At 70.1% G+C, this 23910-nt stretch carries 15 protein-coding genes; 13 read left to right on the forward strand and 2 right to left on the reverse strand.

The window, feature by feature from the left end; translation table 11 throughout:
- Window positions 1–35: 35 nt before the first annotated feature.
- The 12 genes from HS041_RS08820 (at window position 36) to HS041_RS08875 (ending at window position 18059) form a co-directional block, all read left to right on the forward strand.
- Window positions 36–926: a class I SAM-dependent methyltransferase gene (locus tag HS041_RS08820; protein ID WP_196439979.1), complete on the forward strand. Its 891-nt coding sequence runs from the start codon at window positions 36–38 to the stop codon at window positions 924–926.
- A gap of 516 nt (window positions 927–1442) precedes the next feature.
- Window positions 1443–2831 carry a hypothetical protein gene (locus HS041_RS08825; protein WP_196439980.1) on the forward strand — a complete coding sequence of 463 codons (1389 nt, stop codon included), beginning with the start codon at window positions 1443–1445 and terminating at the stop codon, window positions 2829–2831.
- 1068 nt (window positions 2832–3899) lie between these two features.
- Window positions 3900–4898 carry a class I SAM-dependent methyltransferase gene (locus HS041_RS08830; RefSeq protein WP_196439981.1) on the forward strand — a complete coding sequence of 333 codons (999 nt, stop codon included), beginning with the start codon at window positions 3900–3902 and terminating at the stop codon, window positions 4896–4898.
- On the forward strand, window positions 4895–6874 hold the full coding sequence (locus HS041_RS08835) for a glycosyltransferase (protein ID WP_196439982.1): 1980 nt from the start codon (window positions 4895–4897) through the stop codon (window positions 6872–6874). Before HS041_RS08830 ends, HS041_RS08835 begins: the two co-directional genes overlap by 4 nt.
- A complete protein-coding gene (locus HS041_RS08840; protein ID WP_196439983.1) occupies window positions 6874–8643 on the forward strand; it encodes a glycosyltransferase family 2 protein in 1770 nt (589 codons plus the stop codon). The genes HS041_RS08835 and HS041_RS08840 overlap by 1 nt, the downstream gene beginning before the upstream one ends.
- Before the next feature lie 3 nt (window positions 8644–8646).
- Window positions 8647–12060, forward strand: coding sequence for a bifunctional glycosyltransferase/CDP-glycerol:glycerophosphate glycerophosphotransferase (locus HS041_RS08845; RefSeq protein WP_196439984.1), 3414 nt, complete (start codon window positions 8647–8649; stop codon window positions 12058–12060).
- Between the two features lie 59 nt (window positions 12061–12119).
- Window positions 12120–12671: a hypothetical protein gene (locus HS041_RS08850; RefSeq protein ID WP_196439985.1), complete on the forward strand. Its 552-nt coding sequence runs from the start codon at window positions 12120–12122 to the stop codon at window positions 12669–12671.
- Between the two features lie 257 nt (window positions 12672–12928).
- A complete protein-coding gene (locus tag HS041_RS08855) occupies window positions 12929–13816 on the forward strand; it encodes a CDP-alcohol phosphatidyltransferase family protein (protein ID WP_230878484.1) in 888 nt (295 codons plus the stop codon).
- Window positions 13817–13896: 80 nt separating this feature from the next.
- A complete protein-coding gene (locus tag HS041_RS08860) occupies window positions 13897–14943 on the forward strand; it encodes a sulfotransferase family protein (RefSeq protein WP_196439987.1) in 1047 nt (348 codons plus the stop codon).
- 116 nt (window positions 14944–15059) lie between these two features.
- A complete protein-coding gene (locus HS041_RS08865) occupies window positions 15060–15929 on the forward strand; it encodes a CDP-alcohol phosphatidyltransferase family protein (RefSeq protein ID WP_230878485.1) in 870 nt (289 codons plus the stop codon).
- Window positions 15930–15987: 58 nt separating this feature from the next.
- A complete protein-coding gene (locus HS041_RS08870; RefSeq protein ID WP_196439988.1) occupies window positions 15988–16998 on the forward strand; it encodes a sulfotransferase family protein in 1011 nt (336 codons plus the stop codon).
- A gap of 2 nt (window positions 16999–17000) precedes the next feature.
- Window positions 17001–18059 (forward strand): sulfotransferase family protein, encoded by a 1059-nt coding sequence (locus tag HS041_RS08875; protein ID WP_196439989.1) that lies wholly within the window; start codon window positions 17001–17003, stop codon window positions 18057–18059.
- On the opposite strand, the gene HS041_RS08880 is transcribed toward HS041_RS08875, so the two are convergent.
- Complete coding sequence (locus HS041_RS08880; RefSeq protein WP_196439990.1) at window positions 18049–19137, reverse strand: glycosyltransferase; 1089 nt, start codon at window positions 19135–19137, stop codon at window positions 18049–18051. The two genes, HS041_RS08875 and HS041_RS08880, sit on opposite strands and share 11 nt — an antisense overlap.
- A gap of 105 nt (window positions 19138–19242) precedes the next feature.
- Entirely contained in the window at window positions 19243–22023 is a 2781-nt protein-coding gene (locus HS041_RS08885; RefSeq protein ID WP_196439991.1) for a bifunctional glycosyltransferase/CDP-glycerol:glycerophosphate glycerophosphotransferase, read from the reverse strand.
- A gap of 183 nt (window positions 22024–22206) precedes the next feature.
- Here HS041_RS08885 and HS041_RS08890 point away from each other — a divergent pair, with 183 nt between their 5' ends.
- A complete protein-coding gene (locus HS041_RS08890) occupies window positions 22207–23895 on the forward strand; it encodes an ATP-binding protein (RefSeq protein ID WP_196439992.1) in 1689 nt (562 codons plus the stop codon).
- Window positions 23896–23910 lie beyond the last annotated feature (15 nt).

Genomic DNA, 23910 nt, shown 5'->3' on the forward strand with positions numbered 1-23910 from the left:
ATGTCGTCGTCAGCGTTCCACACGAGGAGTCGGAGATGAAGAAGGTGGCCGATCCCGCCAGCAGGCTGGTCCGGCTGGAGGACGTCCTGGGATGTCCGGACTGCCATGGGCCGCTGTCGGATTCGCTGGAATGCCCCGGCTGCGGCGTATCCGGCTCCCGGAACGGGGCCCAGCTCAAGTTCGCCGGGTTCAGCGACACGGAGCTCCGCCAGGACCCCCTGAATCACGTGAAGGAGAGCGTCAAGCAGCGGTTCGGGTCTCTCTACCCCCTGGCCATCAGCCTGCTGTCGCCTGTGTACATGAGCGGGTCCGTACGGTCCTTCCTGCGGGGGTTCGACCTCGACCGCGAGCTGGTCGCGGACCTGGGCTGCGGGACGCAGCGGTACGACCCCCGCATGCTGTGCGTGGACGGAGGGTCCTACGCGAACGTGGACCTCATCGCGGACCTGTCCCGCCTGCCGCTGCGCGACGGCGTGCTGTCAGGCATCACCAGCATCGCCGTACTGGAGCACGTGCCCGACCCCGACGCCCACATCGCGGAGATGTGGCGCGTGCTCGCCCCGGGCGGAAGGCTGTTCTGCTACATGCCGTTCATCGTGCCGTTCCACGCGTCCCCCGACGACTACCAGCGCTACACGAAGGTGGGGCTGGAACGGCGCTTCCAGCGTTTCGAGGTGCTGGACGTCCGGGTGGGATGCGGGCCCACCTCCGGTCTGCTCTGGGTCCTCCAGGAATGGCTCGCGCTCGCCCTCTCCTTCGGCAGCGAACGGCTCTACCGGGCGTTCGTGCCGCTGATGTGGCTGCTCTCCCCACTGAAGATCCTGGACGTGGTGATGGCGCGTCATCCGGCGGCCTCCGTGATCGCGAGTGGGTTCGTCATCGAGGCCCGCAAGCCCGCCGTCCGGGAGTCCCGGCTGCTCGCGTGATGCGGCCGTGACGGGAGGCCGCCCGAGCAGGGGAGGCGGCCGGCGCGCCCGCCGGAAAGCCGCTTCCCGTCCCGGCACACGTGCCGGTGAAAGCGGCGAACGCATACTCCGTGTCCGTGCTCTGCAAGGGCTCTGCAAGGGCGACGCGGACAGGAACTCCGCCGACCTCGCCTCCTGGCCGGAACGCAGGCTGACCTCGGACGGCTGGTACGCGCGTGTCAACAACGGCGAGATCGATCCCGGCGTCCCACCGGGGGCCGGTGCGGGACGACCCGATCTCTGACCACTTCGCAGAGAGGCTTCCGCACGATGCACGTCCTGAAGCAGAAAAGCCCCCGTATGCAGGTTCGCCGCCTGCTCGACCGGACCCGCGCGGGAGCGGGAGGCGACCCGGCACCGGTGGGGGGAGAGGGCGGGACCGGGCCGGTCGTCCTGCTGGCGGTCGTGGCGCTCTGTTACGCCGCCGCCCAGCTTCTGCTGGTCACCCCCGGGGTCGCTTTCGGATACGACGAGGCGGTGTACGTCAGCCAGTTCTCCAACAACGAGAAGCCGATCAACTTCCACGCCTCCCGGGGCTGGGGAACGCCGTTCCTCGTCGCACCGGTAGTCATGATCACCGACTCGATCGAGATCCTCAGGGTGTACATGACAGCGGTGTCCGCCCTGGCGTTGTTCGGGGCGTTCCGCATCTGGCTCTCCGTGCGACGGGGATACGCCGCTCCGGTGGCGGCGGCGGTCTTCGGTGGCTGCTGGGTGACGGTGTTCTACGGCAATGAGATCATGCCCAACCTGTATACCGCGCTCGGCTCCGTGGCTCTCGTCGGCCTGGTGCTGCGCGTCGTCACCGCCGATGGCCGGGCGGGGCGGATCCCCTTGGTCATGATCACGCTCGTCGCGGCCGTCCTGCCGATGTTCCGCCTCTCTGACGCGCTGGTCGTCTCGGCCTCCCTCGCAGGGGCGACAGCCGTTCTCCTGTTCTCCCGGAGGCGCCGGCCGGCGTTCGCCGCGCTCGTCGCACTGGGCCTCGGCTCCGTGATCGGATTCGGGCAGTGGGTCGTGGAGGCGGTGCTGAAGTACGGCGGCGTGGTGCAACGGCTCGATGCGGCGACTCGGAGTTTCGGGGCGCCTCAGTGGCTCGTTGAGCACAACGTGAGGGCCCTGGACGGGCCGACGCTCTGCGTGACAGCCGAGAGCTGCGGTCCGGTTCCCGCGGGAGTGCTCGTATGGTTGGCGGGTACCGTCCTGTTCGCATCGGTGGGGCTGCCGGCGGGGTGGAGGCGGGGCCACCGGGTCACTGTCATCGTCCCGGCCGTCGTCGGCACGTGCATCGCGGGCGCCTATCTCTACTACCCCGGTCTCGTCGCCCCGCGGTACCTCCTGGCCGCATACGGGCTCTGGGCGATTGTCGTCGCAGAGGGATTCCTGGCCGTGCTCGCGGCCCTTCGCCGGCGGCTCCGGGCAGGATACGCGGTGGCGTGCGCCTGTCTGGTCATGGGCGGCTACCTGTTCCTGCAGACCGACTACCTGGTGGCGAACGTCACTCCGGTCAAGCCTGCCCGCGCCGGCATGAAACTCCTCGCGGAGAAGTTCAGGGACATCGGCTACCGGCATCCCTGTGTCGTGTACGGCTGGAATACGCCGCAGATCGCCCACTACCTCGATTGCGAGGCAATGGGTACGGGCAGCGGCCTGCCCCTTCCCGCTTCGTCGGAAGTCGTCCTGAAAAAAGCGAAGATGGGATACACGGTCATAGCGGTCTACCGGGGTGACGCGGACAAGACCGCCCCTGATCTCGCATCCTGGCCGGAGTATTGGTTGACCAGCGGCGGCTGGAACGCCCGTATCAACAACGGAAAGGCCGGTCCGCATCCGGTGGACTGCCGTCAGAACCCTTCCGGATGCTGAGGTCCTCGGCGTCGACCGGATAAACGGTGGATCATTATCCGACAAGTCCCATTCTGTTGCGGTGTGCGTCGGTCTCCGGTATCCCGACTCGACCGATCAATGGTACGGGCAAATTCGGGGTAAAGCCACGTCCGGTCGGGCAAGAATGTCGATATTTTTGTCCCGTCGTCGTCCGGTGATTTAAGATCGCGCGGGCGGCGGCAGGATTCCTTCATTTCTTTTCGGTCGTTCAGCCCTGCCGGGGATCGGGTTCATCGAATCAGAGGTGCGGGCGTGCTCGTGGAGGATGCGCGTGAGGAGTTTCCGGAGGCCCGCACCCGGCGGTGGCCTGGGACGCCGCATCGGGTTCGAGGAGTGTTCGGACCTGCTCGCGCGGCCGTCCGGCGACGCCTGGGCGGATCGAGACCGGGTGCCCGCGGGCCGGCCCTCGGCGGAATCGGGGACGAGGCGCTGCCGGAGCGGAACGACCGGCTGCTTCCCGCCCTCCCGCGTGAAAGTGCCGTCAGGGGACCGGCGGCGGGAGCGATCATCATATTCCCCTGCCAGGGAACGCTGACGGGAACGCCTCGTACCGCTCCTCCTCACCGGAGTGCCGATTGACTCCGGACAACCGGTGCGCCCGGATCGGTCCCGCCGGACCTGCGGCGGTCCTGCGGACTTCCGGACAGGAGGGATCGGTGGCAGCCGGAGTTCCCCGCGCGTGTTCACGCGCTCTCAAGTGACTCGCCGCGCGCATGCGCGCCGATCCGGGGGCTCTTGATTCGTTCTGCCCGGAGCCGGGTGGACGTGCTCGTGAAGGGGTTCGTGTGAAGGGTCTCCTCAGGGATTCACCCGGTTCTTTGGAATGTCATATCGGATTTGACGGACATCTGGGGTCTTGGCGCAGACGTACAGGGCGCCGATGGGACCGGTTCCGGTGTCTCCGGGATGTGGGCGGGCGGTAGGAGAACCGGTTCTCGGCCGAGCCCTTGGAGCCCTCCCCGTCGATCGGCGTGTACAGGAAGTGCAGGAAATACAAGGCATCCGGAGGCATGCATGTCATTGGAAGTGGTAAGAAGCCGGAAACGCATGGCGGTGATGCTCTACGCCGCGACCGCGCTGTCACTGGTGCTGGCCTACGGGCTCGGCGTGATCGAGCAGCGGTTCTTCACGTCCGCGGTCTCCGTGGTCGCCTTGTCGGCCGGTCTGCTGGCGTTCCTCCGAGTGGAGTCCTTCCTCAGGGACTACCGGAGGAATCTCAAGGAGCACCAGAGGAGCGCGAAGCAGACCAAGCAGGTGCGCGTCGAGCTGAATCACGTCAGAAGAAAGCTCGACGCGTTGGAGAGTGTGGAGAGGAAACGGCACGCCGAACAACTCGGAGCCGTGGAGAAGTCTACGGCCCGGTTGGAACGCGAGTTCGGGCTGGTGGACAGGAAATTCCGTGCCGTGGAACGCACTGTTCGCGACACTTATGCCCAGACCGAGGCGTTCGTCGACCTGCGGGCTCTCATCAGCCCCAGGGCACCGCTCCCGCCGCTCGTGAGCTGGGCGGTCTCCGCCGACGCGCTGCGCCCGATGATCGAATGGATCCTCCGGGCCGAGCCGAAGGTGATCGTGGAGTGCGGCAGCGGGTCGTCCAGCGTCTGGATGGGTTATGTGGCGGAGCGGACAGGGGCGACGATCATCGCGCTCGAACACGACCCGCGCTACGCGGAGGCTTCCCGGGCTCTCGTCGAGGCCCACGGCCTGTCGGAGGTCGTCGATGTGCGCCTCGCTCCGTTGCAGGAGTGGAGGAGCGGAGACGAGACCTGGCAGTGGTACTCACTCGACGCCCTGGAGGACCTGACGGAGATCGGCCTGCTCTTCATCGACGGGCCTCCCGGTGCCACGGGACCTCTCGCACGCTATCCCGCCCTTCCGCTTCTCCTGCCCCGTTGCGCCGACCAGGTTGCGATCTTCCTCGACGACACCGGGAGGGAGCAGGAGAGCGCGGTGAGCGACCGCTGGGCCGCGGAGTTCCCCGAACTGATCCGCTCTGACCACAGGAGGAACAAAGGGCTCGACGTGTTCGTCAGGAGCTCTGCATGAGTGCCTGGTCCACCGGTTCCGGCCTCTCTCTGGGCTGCCACATCGGGTTCGGGGGGGATCCCGAACCGCTGACACGGTTGATCAAGGGCACCGGCGGCGTCGACGGGGCCTGGACGGACCTGGACGGCGCGCCGACGGACCACCCGTTCGCGGCACCCGGTGCGGGACGCTTCGTCCTCGTGGCACGGACGCCCGCCGACCTGCGGCGAGCGGTCCCCATGGCGGGACTCCTGCCGCGCGCCCGTACGGTCACCGTGGTCATCTCGGAATATCCCGACTGGCGGAATCCGCCCGTGCCGGTCCTCGGCAATGCACGCGCCTGGAGCAACCTGCTCGAGGTCCGGATCCGCAGGGAGGAGGGCGGCTCATGGTGGGCCGAGGTGAGCTTCAGCGCGCCGGCGCCGGCAGGCGAAGTGCTGAGAGCGGTGTCCCGTGGCCTGACGGGCCGTTCACGGAGCGCCGCGGACACGCCGGTGGTCGCGCTGGCCGGTGTCGGAGCGTGTCACTGGCGTCCGGGGGATCCCAACGTCACGCTCGCCCCTCCGGCGGGTCCGATCCCCGAGAGACGGACGGCGCCTGGCTGCGACCTCTTCCTGAGAACGGTGGAGCCCGGTGCTCCGTCAAGCCCGGTGGACGACGTCCATCCGATCGATCGAGCCGAGCTCCTGCACGGCGCCGAGGATCGGTCCGGGGCGGAGCGCCGGACCGAGCCGGTTCCCCTGCTCGGTCCGGATGACCTTCCCCCGGTCGATGAGCTGTCGGTCTGCCCCATCGGCTTCGCTTCGGTTGCGGGAGGGCCCATCGGCGAACTCCGGGACGAGAGCGAAACCTACGAGATAGCCGTGCACGGTGATGTCATCGCCCGCATCGCGCCATCCGGCGCTCTCACGGAGATGGACGTCGCCCGGGTGCGGGGGCTTGCGGGTGTCGAGGTCGACCTCAAACGGGAGCGGCCGGCCTCCGTCGGCCTCGCCCGGGTCGTCTGCGGGCTGGCGGCCGCAGGCGTGCCTGTCTTGGCCGATCCCGGGCCGGTATGGCACCGGGTGCTGGGACCGGAACTGGCGGAGTTGATGAGCTGCTCCGGCCTGGAGGATCTGGCCGATCCGCTGGCTCGTGAACAGTTCAGCATCCGGTTGCGGCGATCGGCGCTGATGTTGCACGGGACGGGGCCCCGATGGCGGAGGCTCGCCCGGTCGCGGGACGTGCCGGTTCCGGAGCCGTCCCCGGTCTCGGTGATCCTGTGCACGCAGCGGCCGGAGATGGTGGGGTTCGCGCTGGAGCAGATCGGCCGGCAGCGAGGTGTGGATGTGGAAGTGGTCCTCTCCCTGCACGGGTTCCCCCGGAACCTGCCCGGTGTCGCGCGGGCGATCTCCTCGTACCAGGGGACGATCACGGTGGTCGAGGAGGACCGGGACCGGGTGTTCGGTGAGGTGCTCAACCGGGCTGTCCGACGGGCCCAGGGAACGTTCCTGGCCAAGATGGACGACGACGACTGGTACGGCCCGGACCATCTGTCGGACCTGCTGCTCGCCCAGCGCTATTCGAACGCCGACCTGGTGGGGGCCGCGTCCGAGTTCGTATATCTGGAACCCATCGACGTCACCATCCGCCGTGAGATCAAGACGGAGGTCTACACCAACCACGTGGCCGGCAGCTCCATGCTGGTCTCACGGGCGATGCTCGACGAGGCGGGCGGGTTCCGGCCGATCCCGCGCACCGTGGACGGCCAGTTGCTGGAGTCGGTCTCCTCCGCCGGAGGGCGGATCTATCGCACCCACGGTTTCAACTACATCGTCAGCCGGCGGCTCGTATCGGGACACACATGGCAGGAGCCGCTGACCACATTCTTGGGGAACTACGTTCGGCAATGGCGGGGGTTCTATGCCAATCCCCTGATGGAAACGGGCGGCTCCGAAGTAGGAGAAGGACATTCCTTCGCGAAAGGTAATGCCGCCGATAGAGAAGGACGGCAGTGATGCACATCCCGTTTACGAGCGCGGACACGGTAGAGACGCCTAAGCCGCTGATCCGGTTGAACGACTTCGGCTGCCTGACCCCACCGGAGCTGGGCTCCTGGTCACCTCGGCGCACCGTGAGCATCGTCATCCCGGCGTACCGGTGCGATGACACCCTTCAGCTCACTCTCGCGAGCCTGGCGGCACAGAGCTATCCGAGCCACCTGACCGAGGTCATCGTCGTCGACGACGGAGAGGAAGAGCCGCTCCGCCTCCCCGAGACGGTCCCCGAGAACACCCGTGTCATCCGTCCCCAGTCCGGCTGGGGCATCGCCAACGCCTTCCACAGCGGGGTGGCGGCGGCGGAAGGCGACGTCGTCCACCGGCTCGACGCGGACCTGGTGCTGTGCCGGGAACACGTCGAGGCGCAGATGCGATGGCATCATCTGGCCGACTACCTGGTGCTTCTGGGACGGCTTCGGTTCAACGACTACGTCCCTGGCAGCATGAGCGCCTCGGACGTGCACGCGGCCGTGGCTGCGGGGGCGATGGACGAACTCTTCGGTGAGGACGAGGGAGCCCCCCAGTGGACCGAGCAGGTGTGGGACAGGACCGGTGACCTCCGCCAGGCGGATCTGGGTGTCTTCCGGCTCCACGTCGGAGCGACGGTGTCCCTGCCGCGGCGGTTGTACTGGTCGGCGGGTGGCATGGACACCTCGCTGCTGCGCGGGTCGGACACCGAGATCGGCTATCGCCTGGCACAGGCCGGCGCGGTCTTCGTCGCCGATCGGGAGTCACACTGCCGCCACCTGGGCAGTTCCACGGTGATGCGCCGGCAGGACGAGGTCAAGCGGTACACCAAGCCCTTCATGGCCGAACGGATCCCCTACCGCCAGTACCGCCCGCCGAAGGTTTCCGGCCGGCAGTACCTCGTCCCCACCGTCGAGGCGGTGGTCGTCGCCGACGGCCAATCGCTGGAGGACGTACGGGCCACCGTCAACGGCCTTCTCCTGGGATGGATGTCCGACATCTCCGTCAGCCTTGTCGGTTCCTGGCACCTGCTCACCGACGGGCGCCATTCCCCGCTGGACGCCCCGCTGCTGGACCTCCGTCTCATCAGGGAGACCTATCGAGGGGAGAGCCGTGTTCGCTTCGTGGAGAAGGCCGCCGAGACGGCCTTCCCGACTCCCTTCCGGTTCACGTGCCCGGCGGGCTGGCTGCCCGGTCCGGATTCACTGGGACGACTTGTGAAGTTCGCCGACGACGGAGCGTTCGGTCTGGTCTGCCTGGCGCTGGACGAGAACGCGGACGCGGTGGTGAGGGCCCGATTGGAGCGGACCGCGGCCGTCCGGCGTGCCCAGATGCTCATCTCGCCGGGTGACGGTCTGGACGACATGATCCATGAGGTTTTCGGGACGGTCTGGGAGGACGGCCGGAAGTGGGGGATCCTTCCCGCCGGTGACGAGCGTCCCGTCTCCCCGGCTGCGCTCTCCGCGGAGGTCGAACGGTGGCGCCAGCGGGCGGAGAAGTGGGAGGACCGGGCACGGCGGTGGAAGAGGGAGGCACGGGAACAGCGGACGGGGCGGCCACGGTGGCGGATCGACGGCACATCGAGGCTCCTGCCCCGGGCTTTCGGGAAGGGACTGCGACTGGTCGGGATGGGCGGGTCCCGTCATCGATCGGTGGACGGGGAGACCGGGGCTTCAGCCGTGTCGGACGTCGGAGCCGCACCCCGCGCCCCTCAGCCGTGGGATGCGGAGCGGGGCGGCCCTCTCGGACAGAGGGGGTGAAGGATGCCCCTGATCAGTGTCATCGTGCCGATCTACAACGTCGAGCCCTACCTCCAGGCGTGCCTGGAGTCACTCGCGGCCCAGACCTGGCGTGACATCGAAGTCGTCATGGTCGACGACGGCTCGCCCGACGCCAGCGCCGAGATCGCCCAGAGGTACGCCGCGGACGACCCCCGTTTCCTGCTCGTCCGCCAGGCCAACCGCGGTCTCGGCGCGGCACGCAACGCGGGGCTGCGGCGGGCCTCCGGAGAGTTCGCCGCCTTCCTCGACAGCGACGACCTGCTGCCGTTGCACGCGCTGGAGACCATGGTGAGCAGCCTCCTGGAGACCGGCTCCGACCTCGTCGCCGGGAACGTTCAACGCTTCGGCGGGCGGGGAGTACGGCAGGCGCCGATGTACCGGGAGATCGCGGCCCGCCCGCTCCGGCGCACCCACGTCACCGAGCACCCCGTCCTGCTGCGGGACCGGCTGGTCACCAACAAGCTCTGGCGCCGTTCGTTCTGGGACGAGCACGGCATGGGCTTCCCCGAGGGGGTGCTCTACGAGGACATCGCGGTCGCCCTCCGGGCGCATTTCCTCGCCAAAACGGTGGACGTGCTGACCACCCCCGTCTACCTGTGGCGCGAGCGGGAGGGCGAGCAGCTCTCCATCACTCAGGACCGCGCGCAGGTCAAGGGCATCGAGGACCGGTTCACCGCCGTGCGGTCGGTACGCGGTTTCCTCCTCGGCGGCGACTACGCCGAGCACGTTCCCACCTGGGACCGTACCGTCCTCGACCACGACCTCCCGCTCTTCTTCCCGGCGCTCCAGCACGGTGACGACGCCTTCCGGCGGCGGTTCACGGAGCTCGCCGCGGCCTACCTCGACGAGGTCGACCCCGGCGTTCTCACCTCCATCCCCGCCACACGCCGCGTCCTGTGGCACCTGGTACGGCACGGCAGGATGGACGACGCGCTCGAACAGCTCGCCTGGGAGCGGACCGCCGAGCCGCAGGCCGTACGCCGGGGCACCCGTTACCACCTCGACACGCCGGTGCGCGACCTGCCCGCGGAGGCGACGCGCCTGCGCGGCGATCTCACCCTGCGGCAGCGGGTGGACGAGCTGCGCTGGGAGGACGGCCGCCTGGTGGTCGAGGGACGGGCCACCCTCCGTCACCTCCGCCCGTCCCAGCGGATCCATCAGCAGATATTCGCCTCCCTGGTCCAGCCGGACACCGGGCGGCAGATCCGTATACCGGTCGCAGCCGTGCAGGCGGGTTCGATCGGATATTCCCGTAACAGCCGTAAACGGCGTGACTGGGGAGGGTTCCGCCTCGTCATCGATCCGGCCCAGATCGGCGCCAAGAAGGCGTCGAGCTGGCATGTCGAGCTGATGGTGATCCACCGGGGCATGGTGCGGCGCGAGCGGTTGCGCGCGGGTGACGTCGAGAGCGTCCATGAGGTACGGCCGGGCATACGTCTGATCACGGAGCGGACCGGAGGCGACTTCACCCTCCGGGTGGAGCCGGAACGGCTGCGGCTCACCGGCCGGACGGTGACCGGCGGCCGGCTCCGGCTGACCGGGCACGCGCCCGGCGGCCTGGCCGCGCCTGTCCTCCAGCTCACCCGTGAACCCGGCGGATCCGTCCTGTCCTATCCGGTCCACAGCCGGGGCGGTTCCTTCCACGCCGAGCTCGATCTCCGGGACGTGCTGCCCCCGCGGGTGCCCCGGCTCGATCCTGCCTGTCAGGAGGCCGCGGCCCTGGACATGAGGGTGGAGTGGCGGATCCGGATCGTCGACGGCGAGGCGATGCCGATCGCCGACGGTCTTCCGGAGGCCCGGCACACGCAAGGCGACCGCGAGGTCGTCATGACCGCATCACCTGCCGGTGAGTTCGTGGTGCGGGTGCAGCCTCCGGCGGCCGTCCTGGAGCGCGCGGAATGGTCCGGCGATGCGCGGTTGCTGCTCGCCGGAGCGTTCGCCGGCGCCGACCGGGCGCCGGTCCGTCTCGTCGTGTCCTCCACCGACCGGCGCGACGAGCGGCTGTTCCCCGTCCACTGCGCGGGCACCCGTTTCGAGACCGTCCTCACTCCCGGCGCGGTCTCCTCCCTCGCCGGGACGCTCCCGCTGCCTGCGGGGAGGTACAGGCTGGCGCTCCGGGCGCCCGGCCGGGACTTCCCCCTGGAGGGCCACGGGAACGTACGGCACGGCACCGCCGCGCGAACGTTCGCGCTCGATGCGGACGAGACGGGGAAAATCCTGCTCACGGTCGGCGACGACCTGACGGACGAGGAACGCGGCGCCACGAACCAGCAGGAGCTGCGGACGACGCGCTACCCCGCGTGGCGGGAGGAACCGCTGCGGCAGGCCGTGCTGTTCGACAGCTACTCCGGCAGGCGGTTCTCCGACAACCCGAGGGCCGTCTACGAGGAACTGCGGCGCAGAGGCTCCGCCCTGGAGTTCCTGTGGGTGGTCAGGGACGGGCAGGTGGAGCTGCCCCCCGACGTGACCCCGGTCCGGTTCCACGGCAGGGAGCACTACGAGGCACTCGCCCGCTGCCGCTACGTCGTCACCAACACCCATTTGCCGTCCTGGTTCGAGCGCAGACAGGGACAGACGGTCCTGCAGACCTGGCACGGCTCCGTGGCGAAGCGAATCGGGTTCGACACGGAGGAGGTCTCACTCGCCGCGCCGGAGCTCCGCAGGCGACTGGCCAGGAAGATCGAGCAGTGGGACTACCTGCTCTCGCCCGGCCCCTGGTGCACACCGATCCTGACGAGTGCCTTCCGGTTCCGGGGGACGGTGCTGGAGGCCGGTCACCCGCGCAACGACGTGCTGGTCCGGCCGGGCGGGGAGGAACTGGCCGAGCGGGTCAGGGAACGGCTCGGCCTGCCGCCCGGGAGGAAAGCGGTGCTCTACGCCCCGACCCGACGCGGGGACGCGCTCGACGGCAGGAGCCGCGTCCGGTCCGGCCTCCGGCTGGACTTCGACCGGATGCGCGAGCGGCTCGGATCCGACCACGTGCTGCTGGTCCGTCGGCATCCCGACACCGCGGACGCGGTGTCCCGCGCCGACGGGGAGTTCGTCCTCGACGTGTCGGCCTATCCGGACGTCCGGGAGCTGTACCTGGCCGCCGACGTCCTCGTCACCGACTACTCCTCGGCCATGGCCGACTTCGCGGTGACCGGCCGCCCGATCCTCCTGTACGCCTACGACCTGGAGCACTACCGGGGCGAGGGCCGGGCCTTCTACCTCGACCTGGAGGCGGAGGCGCCGGGCCCCCTGCTCCGCACCACCGACGAGGTCATCGAGGCGCTCAGAGGGCTCGACGCGGTCGCCGCGGAGTACGCCGAGCGCTATGCCGCCTTCACCGCCAGGCACTGCCCCCTCGACGACGGGGGTGCCGCGGCGAGGGTCGTCGACCGGGTCTTCATCTGAGCAGACCGGACCCTCACCCGGGCCGGCCGGGTGTTCACCTGAATGGAAGGAGCGCTGGAATGAACATATTCGTGCTCGGCACCGGTCGTTGCGGGACGACGACGTTCATCCGTGCCTGCGAGCATCTCGACAACTTCACCGCAGGGCACGAGACGCTGTCGCAGATGTGCGGTGAGGACCGGTTCGCGTACCCGGGACGGCACATCGAGGCCGACAACCGTCTCTCCTGGTTCCTCGGGCAACTGGCCCTGCGCTACGACGGCCGGGACGTGCTCTACGTGCACCTGCGCCGTGACCCCGAAGCGGTCGTGTCGAGCTTCCTGAAGCGCTGGGACAGCACCTACCGCGCATCGATCATGCGCTCCTACGCGCACGGGCTCCTCCAGAGGGCGAGCGACTGGCCCGAGCGGGAGCGCGCCCTCGTGTGCCGGTCCTACGTCGACACGGTGACGGCCAACATCGAGGAGTTCCTCCGTCACCGGGACTCGACGACGATGTGGCTGGAAGAGGCCGACTGGGCCTTCCCCGGGTTCCTGGACCGGATCGGGGCGGTGGGAGACCTGGAGGCGGCGCGGGCCGAGTGGAGGGTCCAGCACAACGCTTCGGTGTAGCGGAGGGCCCGCCGGCCTCCGCTGCGCCGCCTCACCGCCGCCTCACCGCCGCCGGGGTCACCGCCGGTGCCTTCGGCCGAGGGGTGAGGGAAGGGACATTCCCGGCACCGAGCTGTAAACCGGAACGCGCTGAAGCATCATGAGCTCCCCAAACCGAGAGGGGGGACATCCGCCGAGGGTCAAGAAGTGGAAAGGAGACCTTCCGGTAGTTACAGAGAGTCAATGCGGGAGGGCCGGCCGTCGCCATGCTGGCAGCTATGAGGGCCTATTCGCTGGACGACGTCCGTGCCACCTGCAAAGCCAAAGACTCCTGGTGGACCGTTTTCCTGGTCGACCCGGTGGCGTGCCGGATCACGCTGCTGGTGGCCAACCACACGGCCATCACACCCAACGGGCTCTCCCGTTTCTCGCTCATTCTCGGTACGGCCTCGGCGGTCTGGTTCGCGGCGGGACAGCTCGCGGCGGGGGCCGCGCTGTTCTACCTGAGCTTCATGGTCGACTGCATGGACGGGAAGATCGCCCGGCTCAAGGGGACCGGGACCGTCTTCGGTCTCTGGATCGACTACGTGGGCGACCGGATCCGGGTGGTCTGCTGCTCGGTCGGGCTGGCGTTCGGCCAGTACGCGGCCACCGGTGAACTGGTCTACATCCTGCTCGGCACGGGGGTCGCCGTGCTGGACCTCTTCCGCTACGTGAACGCCCCGCAGATGAAGCGGGTGCGCGACGCGGTCAGGGAGAGCTGGCCGGCGCACGAGGCCGCGGCGGCTCCGGGGGAGGTCTCGGTGACCCGCGCGGAGGTCTCCGCGGTGCTCGCGGAGGCCACCTCGCTGATCGAGGCCTCGGCGGCCTCCCGGACGCGGGGCCTGCGGGGGCTGCTCGGGGGATACCGTCTGATCGGCCCCTTCCTCGCCCGCTACCGGGTCCGCACCCATCTGGTGAGCGGCATCGAGTTCCACGCCGCGGTCTTCGTGGTGGCGCCGCTGCTCGGCAGCCGGGCGCTGCTGCCCGTCTCGACCGCCGCCGGCGCCCTGCTCCTGCTGAACGAGGTCTACCTGATCTACCGGTTGTGGCGGTTCACCCGGATGCCCGCGCCCGCCGTGCCCGCCGCGCCGGCTCCGCACGACGCGCAGCGCGTACCCGCCTGACCGGTACGGCGCGTCCCGCCTGACCGGCGCCCTGCGACCGGCACACCTTCTGATCGATTTCTCCACGGGGGTTCGTTGTGATGCAGTCCGACCGGCCGATCTTCGTCATCGGCTGCCCGCGCTCCGGCACCACCATGCTGCAGCTGATGTTGCACGCCCACCCGCGCATCGCCATCCCGCCGGAGACCCGGTTCATGGTCGCGGCCTACCAGCGGCGGCGGCGTTTCGGCGACCTGGCCGACCCGGCCCGCCGGCGCGAGTTCGCCGAGTGGCTGGTGGGGCGGCGGCAGAACCGGTTCCAGGACCTGGGGCTGGACGCCGCCGAGGTGACCGAGCAGATCGTCACCGGCCCGCCGACGCTCGGCTCGGCGCTGGGCATCGTGCTGCGCGCCTACGCGGCCCGGTTCGGCAAGCCGCGCTGGGGCGACAAGCGGCCGTCGTACTTCAAGAGCGTGGACGTGCTGCTCCGGCTCTTCCCGGACGCCCAGTTCGTCCACCTGATCAGGGACGGCCGCGACTGCGTGGCCTCGCTGAAGGAGATGCCCTGGTACAACAAGGAGATCTACCATGCGATCTCCGTCTGGGCCGAGGCGATCGACTTCGCCCGCCGCCGCGCCGCCAAGCTCCCTGCGGGCAGCTACCACGAGATGCGCTACGAGAACCTCACGGCCCACCCCGAGGCCGAGCTCGCCCGGCTGTGCGCGTTCCTCGGCGAGGAGTACGACCCGGCGATGTGCGAGCCGAGCCGGGTGGCGGGCGTCGCCGTACCGGAGCACAAGACCTGGCACAGCAACACCCACGGCGAGGTGACCACCGCCCGGTCCGGCTCGTGGAAGTCGCGGCTGGAGCCGTGGGAGGCCTCGTTGTGCGAGACCGTCCTCGCCGACCGGCTCCAGGCCTACGGCTACGAGCTCGGCGGAACCCCCAAGGCCGAGCGCTCGCACATCCTCGCCTACGAGCACACCGCGGCCAAGCGGAAGCTGTCCAGAACCAAGCGGGCCACCCTCGACCGGCTGATACGGCTCCGCGAGCCCAACCCGCTGGCGGCCAGGCTCACCGCCGAGGAGCTGAAGCTGGCCGGGATCCCGGTCCGCCGCGACGAGTCCGTCCTCGCCGGAACACGCTGAACCCACCGGAACGGTCGTGGCGCACCGGCCCGGGATGGTCAAGAACTGGCATGGAGACCTTCCGTTAGTTACAGACAGTCAATGCCGGTGGGTGTGGTGTCGCCATCCTGGCCTGTATGAGGGCCTACTCGTTGGACGACGTTCACGCGACGCGCAAGCAGAGAGATTCGTGGTGGACGGTCTTCCTGGTCGATCCGGTGGCGTGCCGGCTCACCGTGCACGTCGCCAACCACACGGCCGTCACGCCCAACGGCCTCACCTGCCTCTCGTTGGCGCTCGGCCTGGGGGCGGCGGTCTGGTTCGCGGCGGGACAGCTCGTGGCGGGGGCCGCGCTGTTCTACCTGAGCTTCATGGTCGACTGCATGGACGGGAAGATCGCCCGGCTCAAGGGGACCGGGACCGTCTTCGGTCTCTGGATCGACTTCGTGGGCGACCGGATCCGGGAGATCTGCTGCGCGACCGGCCTGGCGTTCGGCCAGTACGCGGCCACCGGGGACCTCTCCTACATCCTGCTCGGCGCCGGGGTGACGGTGCTGGACCTCTTCCGCTACGTGAACGCCCCGCAGATGAGGCGGGTGCGCGAGGCGGTCAGGGAGAACCGGCTCCCGCGTGACGCCGCGGAGACGGGGGCCATCACGCCGGCCGGGGCGTCGCTGGAGGACTCCATCGAGTCGCAGGTCGGGGAGGACCCCACCGTCCAGCCCCCCTGGGGCGCCCGGCAGGTGCTGCGGAGATACCGGAGGCTCGGCCGGGCACTCGGCCGCCATCGGGTCCGCCCGCACCTGATGAGCGGCATCGAGTTCCACGCCGCGGTCTTCGTGGTGGCGCCGCTGCTCGGCAGCCGGGCGCTGCTGCCCGTCTCGACCGCCGCCGGCGCCCTGCTCCTGCTGAACGAGATCTTCCTGATCTACCTGCTGTGGTTGTACACCCGGACGGCGGCGCCCGCCGCGCCGATCCCGTCCGCCGCCCCGCGCCTGCCTGCCTGACCGGCCCGCCGCGACCGGCACACCTGTCTGATCGATTTCTCCACGGGGGTTCGTTGTAATGCAGTCCGACCGGCCGATCTTCGTCATCGGCTGCCCGCGCTCCGGCACCACCATGCTGCAGCTGATGCTCCACTCGCACCCGCGCATCGCGGTGCCGCCGGAGACCCGCTTCCTGGTGCCCGGCTACTACCGCAGGTTCGGCTTCGGCGACCTGCGGGAGGAGGCCAACCGGCGTCGGCTGGGTCAGTGGATCGTGAGCGACAAGGACACCAAGTTCAAGGAGCTCAAGCTGGACGGGGACCGGTTCGTCGAGGATGTCGTCGCCGGGCCGCCCACCCTCGGCTCGGCGATCGGCATCGCCTTCCGGTCCTATGCCGAGCAGTACGGCAAGGCCCGCTGGGGTGACAAGCGGCCGAGCTACTACCACTACGTGGACCTCATCCTGCGGCTGTTCCCCGACGCCCAGTTCATCCACCTGATCAGGGACGGCCGGGACTGCGTGGCCTCGCTGAAGGAGATGCCCTGGTACGGCAAGGACGTCTTCCACGCGGTGAACAACTGGGCCGAGGCCATCGACTTCGGCCGCCGCCACGCCAAGCGGCTGCCGGCCGACAGCTACTACGAGCTGCGCTACGAGGACCTCACCGCCTCCCCGGAGACCGAGCTCGCCAAGCTGTGCGCGTTCCTCGGCGAGGAGTACGACCCCGCGATGAGCGAGCCGAGCCACGTGGCGAAGATGGCGATCCCGCAGCACAAGGTCTGGCACAGCAACACCCACGGCGAGGTGACCACCGCCCGGTCCGGCTCGTGGAAGTCGCGGCTGGAGCCGTGGGAGATCTCGCTGTGCGAGACCGTGCTCGCCGAGCGGCTGGAATCCTTCGGCTACGAGCTGACCGGTGCGCCCGAGGCGAAGAAGGCCCACGCCGCGGAGGTGGCCAGGGTCGCGGCCAAACGGCGGGCGGCCCGCCGGCGCAAGGACCTGAGGGACCGGATCAACCGGTTGCGTGAGCCCGGCCCGGTGGCCGCGCAACTGACCACCGGGCAGCTGGGCGAGCTGGTGAAGGCCTGACGATGCAGTCCGACCGCCCGATCTTCATCGTGGGCTGCCCCCGCTCCGGGACGACGCTGCTCCAGCTCATGACGCACGCCCACCCGCGCATCGCCATCCCGCCGGAGACCCGGTTCATGGTCGCGGCCTACCAGCGGCGGCTGCGCTTCGGCGACCTGGCCGACCCGATCTGCCGGCGCGAGCTCGCCGAGTGGGTCGTCGGCCGCAGGCAGCACCGGTTCCAGGACCTGGGGCTGGACGCCGCCGAGGTGGCCAGGGAGATCGCCACCGGCCCGCCCACGCTCGGCTCGGCGCTGGGCATCGTGCTGCGCGCCTACGCGGCCCGGTTCGGCAAGCCGCGCTGGGGCGACAAGCGGCCGGGGTACTTCCAGAGCGCGGACGTGCTGCTCCGGCTCTTCCCGGACGCCCAGTTCGTCCACCTGATCAGGGACGGCCGCGACTGCGTGGCCTCGCTGAAGGAGATGCCCTGGCACACCGGGAACGTCTACAGCGCGATCTCCGTCTGGGCCGAGGCGATCGACTTCGCCCGGTACGGCGCGCCCCGGCTTCCCGAGGACAGCTACCACGAGCTGCGGTACGAGGACCTGACCCGCGATCCGGAGACGTCGCTGCGCGGGCTGTGCGACTTCCTCGGGGAGGAGTACGACCCGGCGATGTGCGAGCCGGACCGGGTGGCGGGCGTCGCCGTGCCCGCCCGCAAGACCTGGCACAAGCGCACCCACGACAAGGTGACGACCACCCGGTCCGGCTCGTGGAAGTCGCGGCTGTCCCCGCAGGAGATCTCGCTGTGCGAGACCGTGCTCGCCGAGCGGCTGGAGTCCTTCGGCTACGAGCTCAGCGGGGCCCCGAAGGCCGAGCGCTCGCAGATCATCGCCTACGAGCACACCGCGGCCAAGCGGAAGCTGGCGCGGGCCAAGCGGGTCGCCTTCGACCGGCTGGTACGGCTCCGCGAGCCGAACCCCCTGGCGGCCAGGCTCACCAGCGGGGAGTTAGAGCTGGCGGGCATCCCCGTGCCCCGCCGCGAGCAGCCGGTCCCCGTCAGCGGGTCCGTCAGCGGGTGACGTTCTCGAAGAGCGCCTCCCAGCGGTCCAGGACCCGCTCCAGCCTGAACTCCCGGGCATGCGCGCGGGCGGCGGCTCCCAGCCGCCGCCGCTCGCGCACCGAGCCCATCAGCCCGGCCAGCGCCGCCGCGAACGCGTCCACGTCGGCCGGGGGAGCCAGCAGCCCGGTCTCCCCGTCGAGGACCAGGGAGCGCACCCCGCCCGACACGTCGAACGCCACCGACGGCACGCCGTACGAGGCGGCCTCCCCGACCACCAGCGGCAGCCCTTCGTGCTCGCTGGACAGGCCCAGCACCGACCCGGAGAGGTACTCGCGTCCCATCTCCGCCGCGGGGACCGCCCCCCGGAACACCACCCGGTCCGCCACCCCGCAGGCCAGCGCGTGCGCACGCAGCCGCTCCCGCTCGTCGCCCTCGCCGATCAGGTGCAGCTCCCAGCTCTCCGCCGCGTCCCGGCAGGCCAGGGCGAAGGCCGAGATCAGCCGGTCGAACCGCTTGACCCCCTCCAGCCTGCCGACTCCGAGCACCCGGTGACCGGTCAGTCCGGCCGCCCGTGAAGGCCAGTCCGGCAGCGGGTTCGGCAGGGACCAGACGTTGGGCAGCAGCGCGTGCTCCGAGAACAGCCACGCGTCGTCCTCGCTGACGAACACCGCCTTCTCCAGCCCGCCGTAATGCCCGCGGACCGACCCGAGGTGCCAGGAGCCCCGCGCGTGCTGGTAGGAGCCGTGGTACTGGCCGATCGGGAGCAGGTGCCCGGGCAGCAGGCTCTTCAGCCGCGTGACCACGCCAGGTGAGGTCATCACCGCGAAGCCCGGAGCCAGCCGGTCGAACAGCTCCCCGAGCCGCCGTCGCTCACGCCGCATGGCCGGCCCGGAGACCTTCCCCATGAGCGTCCGGTGGATCACGTGGCGGTGGTAGGCGGGCCGCTCCACGTAACGGAACGGGCGTTCCGCCCGGTGCAGCCCCACCACGTGCACGTCGTGCCCCCGACCGGCGAGACCCTGGGCCACGGTGTGCGTGACCCGCTGGATCCCGCCCAGGGTGTCGGCGTCCATACAGGCGAACAGGACTGTGCTCATGGGTCGCTCACGCCTCCTCACTCACTCCGCGGACGGTCTCGTGCCTCGGCCTGCCGCTGTGTTCGCTGCGTCGGGTTCGCTCCCGGCTCCCCACCCGACCGGGGCTCACCGCAGCCATCCCGGTACGGCCAACCGGACCGCGTGCCGCGCGGCGGGCGGGCGGTGCCGCTCCGGGGTCCGGCCTCCCACCGGGCCGAAGAAGGCGTCCACCACCCGGGCGCTGGCATGCCCCTTCTCGTCGGCGCACCACATCGCGCGGAACGCGGCGTACTTGGCGGTGAACGAGGCGGCCAGGCCGTCGAGGTCGCGCAGCGCGTAGACGAGCTCCTCGGTGGTGGTCAGGCAGGGGCCCGGAGCGATCGTGGGCAGGTCGTGGTAGACGCCCCGCTCCACCCTGCGGTACTCGTCCCAGTCGTCGATGAGGAAGAGCATCGGCTTGCCGGTGACCGCGTAGTCGCACATCACCGAGGAGTAGTCGGTCAGCAGCGCGTCCGAGGCGAGCATCAGATCGTTGATCTCCGGATACGACCCGGCCGGACGGACGAAGTGGCGCAGGTGCTGGGGCACCCGGTAGCGCTCGACCGGGTGCGGGCGCAGGACGACCACCCACTCCCCGGCGAGGGCCTCCGCCATCATCTCCAGGTCGGCCCGGATCGACTGGCCGGAGCACTTCGCCTGGTCCCGGTAGGTCGGGGCGTAGAGCAGCACCTTGCGGCCCGGCGGGATCTCCAGGCGGTCCTTCACCCGCGCGACGGCGGCGAGATCACCGTGAACGAGCACATCGCAGCGGGGCGAACCATAGCGGAGCACCGGGCCGGTGTACTCGTTGGACGGGACGAAGATCCGCTCGAACTCGGCGCTCGGCGCGACCAGCGCGTCCCAGCGCGCCACGGCCGCCCGCCACTGCGCGCGCGGTCCGGGGAAGTCGGAGCGCAGGTCCGGCGAGTTGAAGCCGATCGACTTGATGCCCTGGCCGTGCCAGGTCTGCAGGTAGCGCGTCCGCGGAGGCTTGGGGTAGTCCAGCGGCAGGCCGTGGCTGTCCACCCAGTAGCCCGCCCGGGCCATCGTCCAGATGTACCGCCAGCTCATCCGGCGCACGAGCGGGGCGTCGGCGGGGAAGTTCCGGCGCCTCTTCGCGACCGACCAGACCATGCGGAGCGGGGCGCCGCGCCGCTTCAGCTCCTCGTAGACGTAGCGGGGACTGCCGGTGTAGCCGGCGCCGACGTCGGATTCGAACAGGGCGAGGTCCCTGCGGGGCGGCACGACCTTGATCAGTCCTTTGTAGACCCGGAGCTTCAGTCCGGGGGTGCTCAGCCTCCTGACGAGCCCGGCCCTGGCCCGCACCAGCCTGGGCACCCGGCGCAACAGGCCCTCCCGCCGCCAGCACAGCCGCAGGACCGCGGCCGATCCCTCGGCCCGCACCGTGACCGTGTGCCAGGGGACGGGCGCGACGACCGGTTCGGCGGCCGGATCCACCAGCAGCAGGTCGGAGGTGACCCGGCCGTCGGGGCGGACGATCGCGATCCTCGGGTCATAGCGGCCGTCGAAGCCGAGACGGCCGTGCCTGAGCCCGGCGAGGTCGACCGTGGCCTCGCTGAGCAGACTGCCGTCGGGCTGCTCGCGGGGCGCCAGCCGTACCCGGTGGGACCTGAACTCCAGGAACGCGGTCCAGCCCGGGTTGGCGGCGAGGACGCCGAACGGGTCGTAGGTCCTGATCGACAGGGTGAGCCTCGTCCCGTCGCAGGTGAAGGAGGCCTCGTGCCTGAGCCGGGCCGCGGTGTAGGGCAGCTCGGCCAGCCGGAGCGAAGTGATCTCCATCCTCCGGTCCGGGACGGTGCCCCAGTAAGTGCGCCCGCCCTCCCGTACGGCGGAGCGCGGCACGGCCCTCGGCCCGTTGAGGGACCGGGCGGCCACGATCAGCTCGTCGACCCGTCCGTCGAGGATCAGCGTGCAACAGACCCGCAGGACGGGGTCGATCCGGTCGAAGACGGCGGGATCGACCCCGGCCAGGTACGGCCGGACGACGGAGACGAACTCCGCCGCCCAGGCCCGGTCCCGCGAGGGCAGCGGATTGAGGTAGACCCGCAGGTCCTGGCGGAGGAACCGGTGCTGGCGCTCGGGGACCAGGTGACCGCAGCCGCGCTCCCGGAGGATCTCGTCGCTGATGTGCGCCGCCCTGATCCGCTGCCGGGCGTTGTGCATCTCGCGGAAGCGGAGCGAGATCGACAGGCGGCCGTCTCCCGTGTCCCGGGCACGGTGCCAGAGGTAGACGGTCCACGGGACCACCGCGAACCGGCGGGCGGCGCAGTACAGCTTCGCGGTGAAGACGTGATCCTCGAAGTGCATGTCCTCGCGGAACGGGATCCGCCGCAGCAGCTCGGTCCGGTAGAGCTTGTTGGTGGCGAAGGAGTCGAGGAACATCCGAGGGTCCTCGGCGATCCCCTCGACTGTCCTGCGCCGGGCGAACAGCTCCGGGTAGTAGCGGTTGCTCTTCCGGCTCGCCTCGTAGAACCGGGTGATCTGCCCGGTGACGAAGTCTGCGCCGGTCCGCTCGATCTCCAGGAGCATGCTCTTGCAGGCGTGCATGCTGAGCCGGTCGTCGCTGTCGAGGAACATGGCGTACGGCGCGCGGGCGGTGGCCACCCCGGCGTTGCGCGGCGCTCCGCATCCGCCGCTGTTGCCCTCCATGCGCAGGTAGCGGACCCGCTGGTCGCCTTCCTGGAGCTCACGGACGACCTGCTCGGTGTCGTCGGTGCTCGCGTCGTCCACGACGATCACTTCGAGGTTCCGCAACGACTGGTCGAGCACCGATCGCACGGCTCTCGGAAGCCGCGCGGCGTCGTTGTAGGTAATGACGATCACACTGCATTCGGGTGCATTGATCACCCTATGCACCATTCCCGTGATTAGATGGAGGATTGTCTTTTTTATTGAGTGATGGCCCATTTTTTATGTTTGTGGTTGATCGGTCGTCCTCCGGCCACACCCTCCCATCTCGTCCCATCGCTCTCTGTAGCATTCATCTCACGGACCGGGCTCCGGGCGGGGAGTTCCGGGAGGGGAGGGTGGATGCCGCAAACGGAACGTGAGGCGGCGCTGGTGGCGCTACTCGACGACATCACACCGGTGGTCAGCGCCGCCGACGAGCTCGAACCGGCGGCGCGGGCGGCGGTGGCGGCGGTGTGCGAGCTGACCGGATGGCCGCTGGGCCACCTGTGCGTGCCCGACGGCTCCGGTGGGGGGTTCGTCTCCTCCGGGGTGTGGGTGGGCGCCGAGGAGGAGTTCCCGGTGCTGCGCGAGGTGACCTCCCGCGCCAGGTTCAGGCCCGGGGTGGGCATCGTCGGCCGGGTCGCGGTCACCGGGGAGCCGGTGTGGTCCCTCGACGTGACCCGTGACCCTCTCTTCGTCCGGGCGCAGGAGGGGTTCGACCTCGGGGTGGGGGCGGCGTTCGCGTTCCCCGTCATGGTCGCCGGCAAGGTGGCGGCGGTGCTGGAGTTCTTCTCCCACGAGGTGACGCCGCCGGACGCGCCGCTGATGCGGGTGATGGCGAACCTGGGCCACCAGCTCGGGCGGGTGGTCGAGCGGCAGCAGGCTCAGCGGGCGATGGAGGCCGGCCGCCGGCGGCTGGAGCAGATGATCGAGACGTCGGTGGAGGCGTTCGTGGCGATGGACGCCTCCGGGCGCATCGCCGGCTGGAACGCCGCCGCCGAGCGCATGTTCCGTCTCTCGCGCGAGCAGGCGCTGGGCCGGCCGCTGGCCGACACGATCGTGCCGCCCCGCCACCGGGCCGCCCATCGGCAGGGCCTGGACCGCTTCCTCGCCACGGGACGGCCGAAGCTGCTCAACCAGCGGTTCGAGATCACCGCCTGGCGCTCCGACAACAGCGAGGAGTTCCCGGTCGAGCTGGTGATCTGGGCCGTCCGCGACCGTGGCGAGTGGGTGTTCAACGCCTTCCTGCACGACATCACCGACCGTCGCAACGCGGAAGAGGCGCTGCGGGTCGCCTACGAGCGGGAGCAGGCCACCGTCGCCCGGCTCCAGGAGCTCGACCAGGCCAAGAACGACTTCATCGACACCGTCTCACACGAGCTGCGCACCCCGCTGACCACCATCATCGGCTATCTGGAGATGCTCGCCGACGAGGGTCCGGTGCCCGGTCACTACGAGAGGATGCTGCACGCGATGGAGAACAACGCCATGCGGCTGCAGCATCTGGTCGACGACCTGCTGACCGTCAACACCGTGAACACCGGCGAGCTGGCCGTCGATCCCGTCCCCGTCCCGGTGCGGGAGCTCGTCGAGCAGGCCGTCGGGGCCGTCGCGGAGGAGGCGCGCGAGCACGGTTCCGTCGTCGAGGTGCGTGTCGGCCCCGACGGGCGGCGCGTCGACGCCGACCGCGATCATCTGGTGCGGGCGCTGAGCGCTCTGATCTCCAACGCGATCAAGTTCTCCCCGCCCGGCGCACCGGTCACCGTGCGTGCCTCCGCCGTCGGCGAGACGGTGTCGATCGAGGTCACCGACACAGGCCCCGGCATCCCCGCCGCCGAGCTTCCCCGGATCTTCGAGCACTTCTACCGGACCCGCTCGGCCACCGACCAGGCCGTCCAGGGCGCCGGCCTGGGCCTGACCATCGCCAGGTCCATCGTCGAAGCCCACGGCGGCACCCTGACCGCCGCCAGCGCCCCCGGGAGCGGCTCCACCTTCACCATCACCCTCCCCGTCCCGGCCCAGGGGGGACCCGGCAGGGAAGGTTCCTGACCCCGCGCGCCGCCG

The sequence above is a fragment of the Planomonospora sp. ID67723 genome (assembly GCF_015711605.1).
GTDB lineage: Bacteria > Actinomycetota > Actinomycetes > Streptosporangiales > Streptosporangiaceae > Planomonospora_A.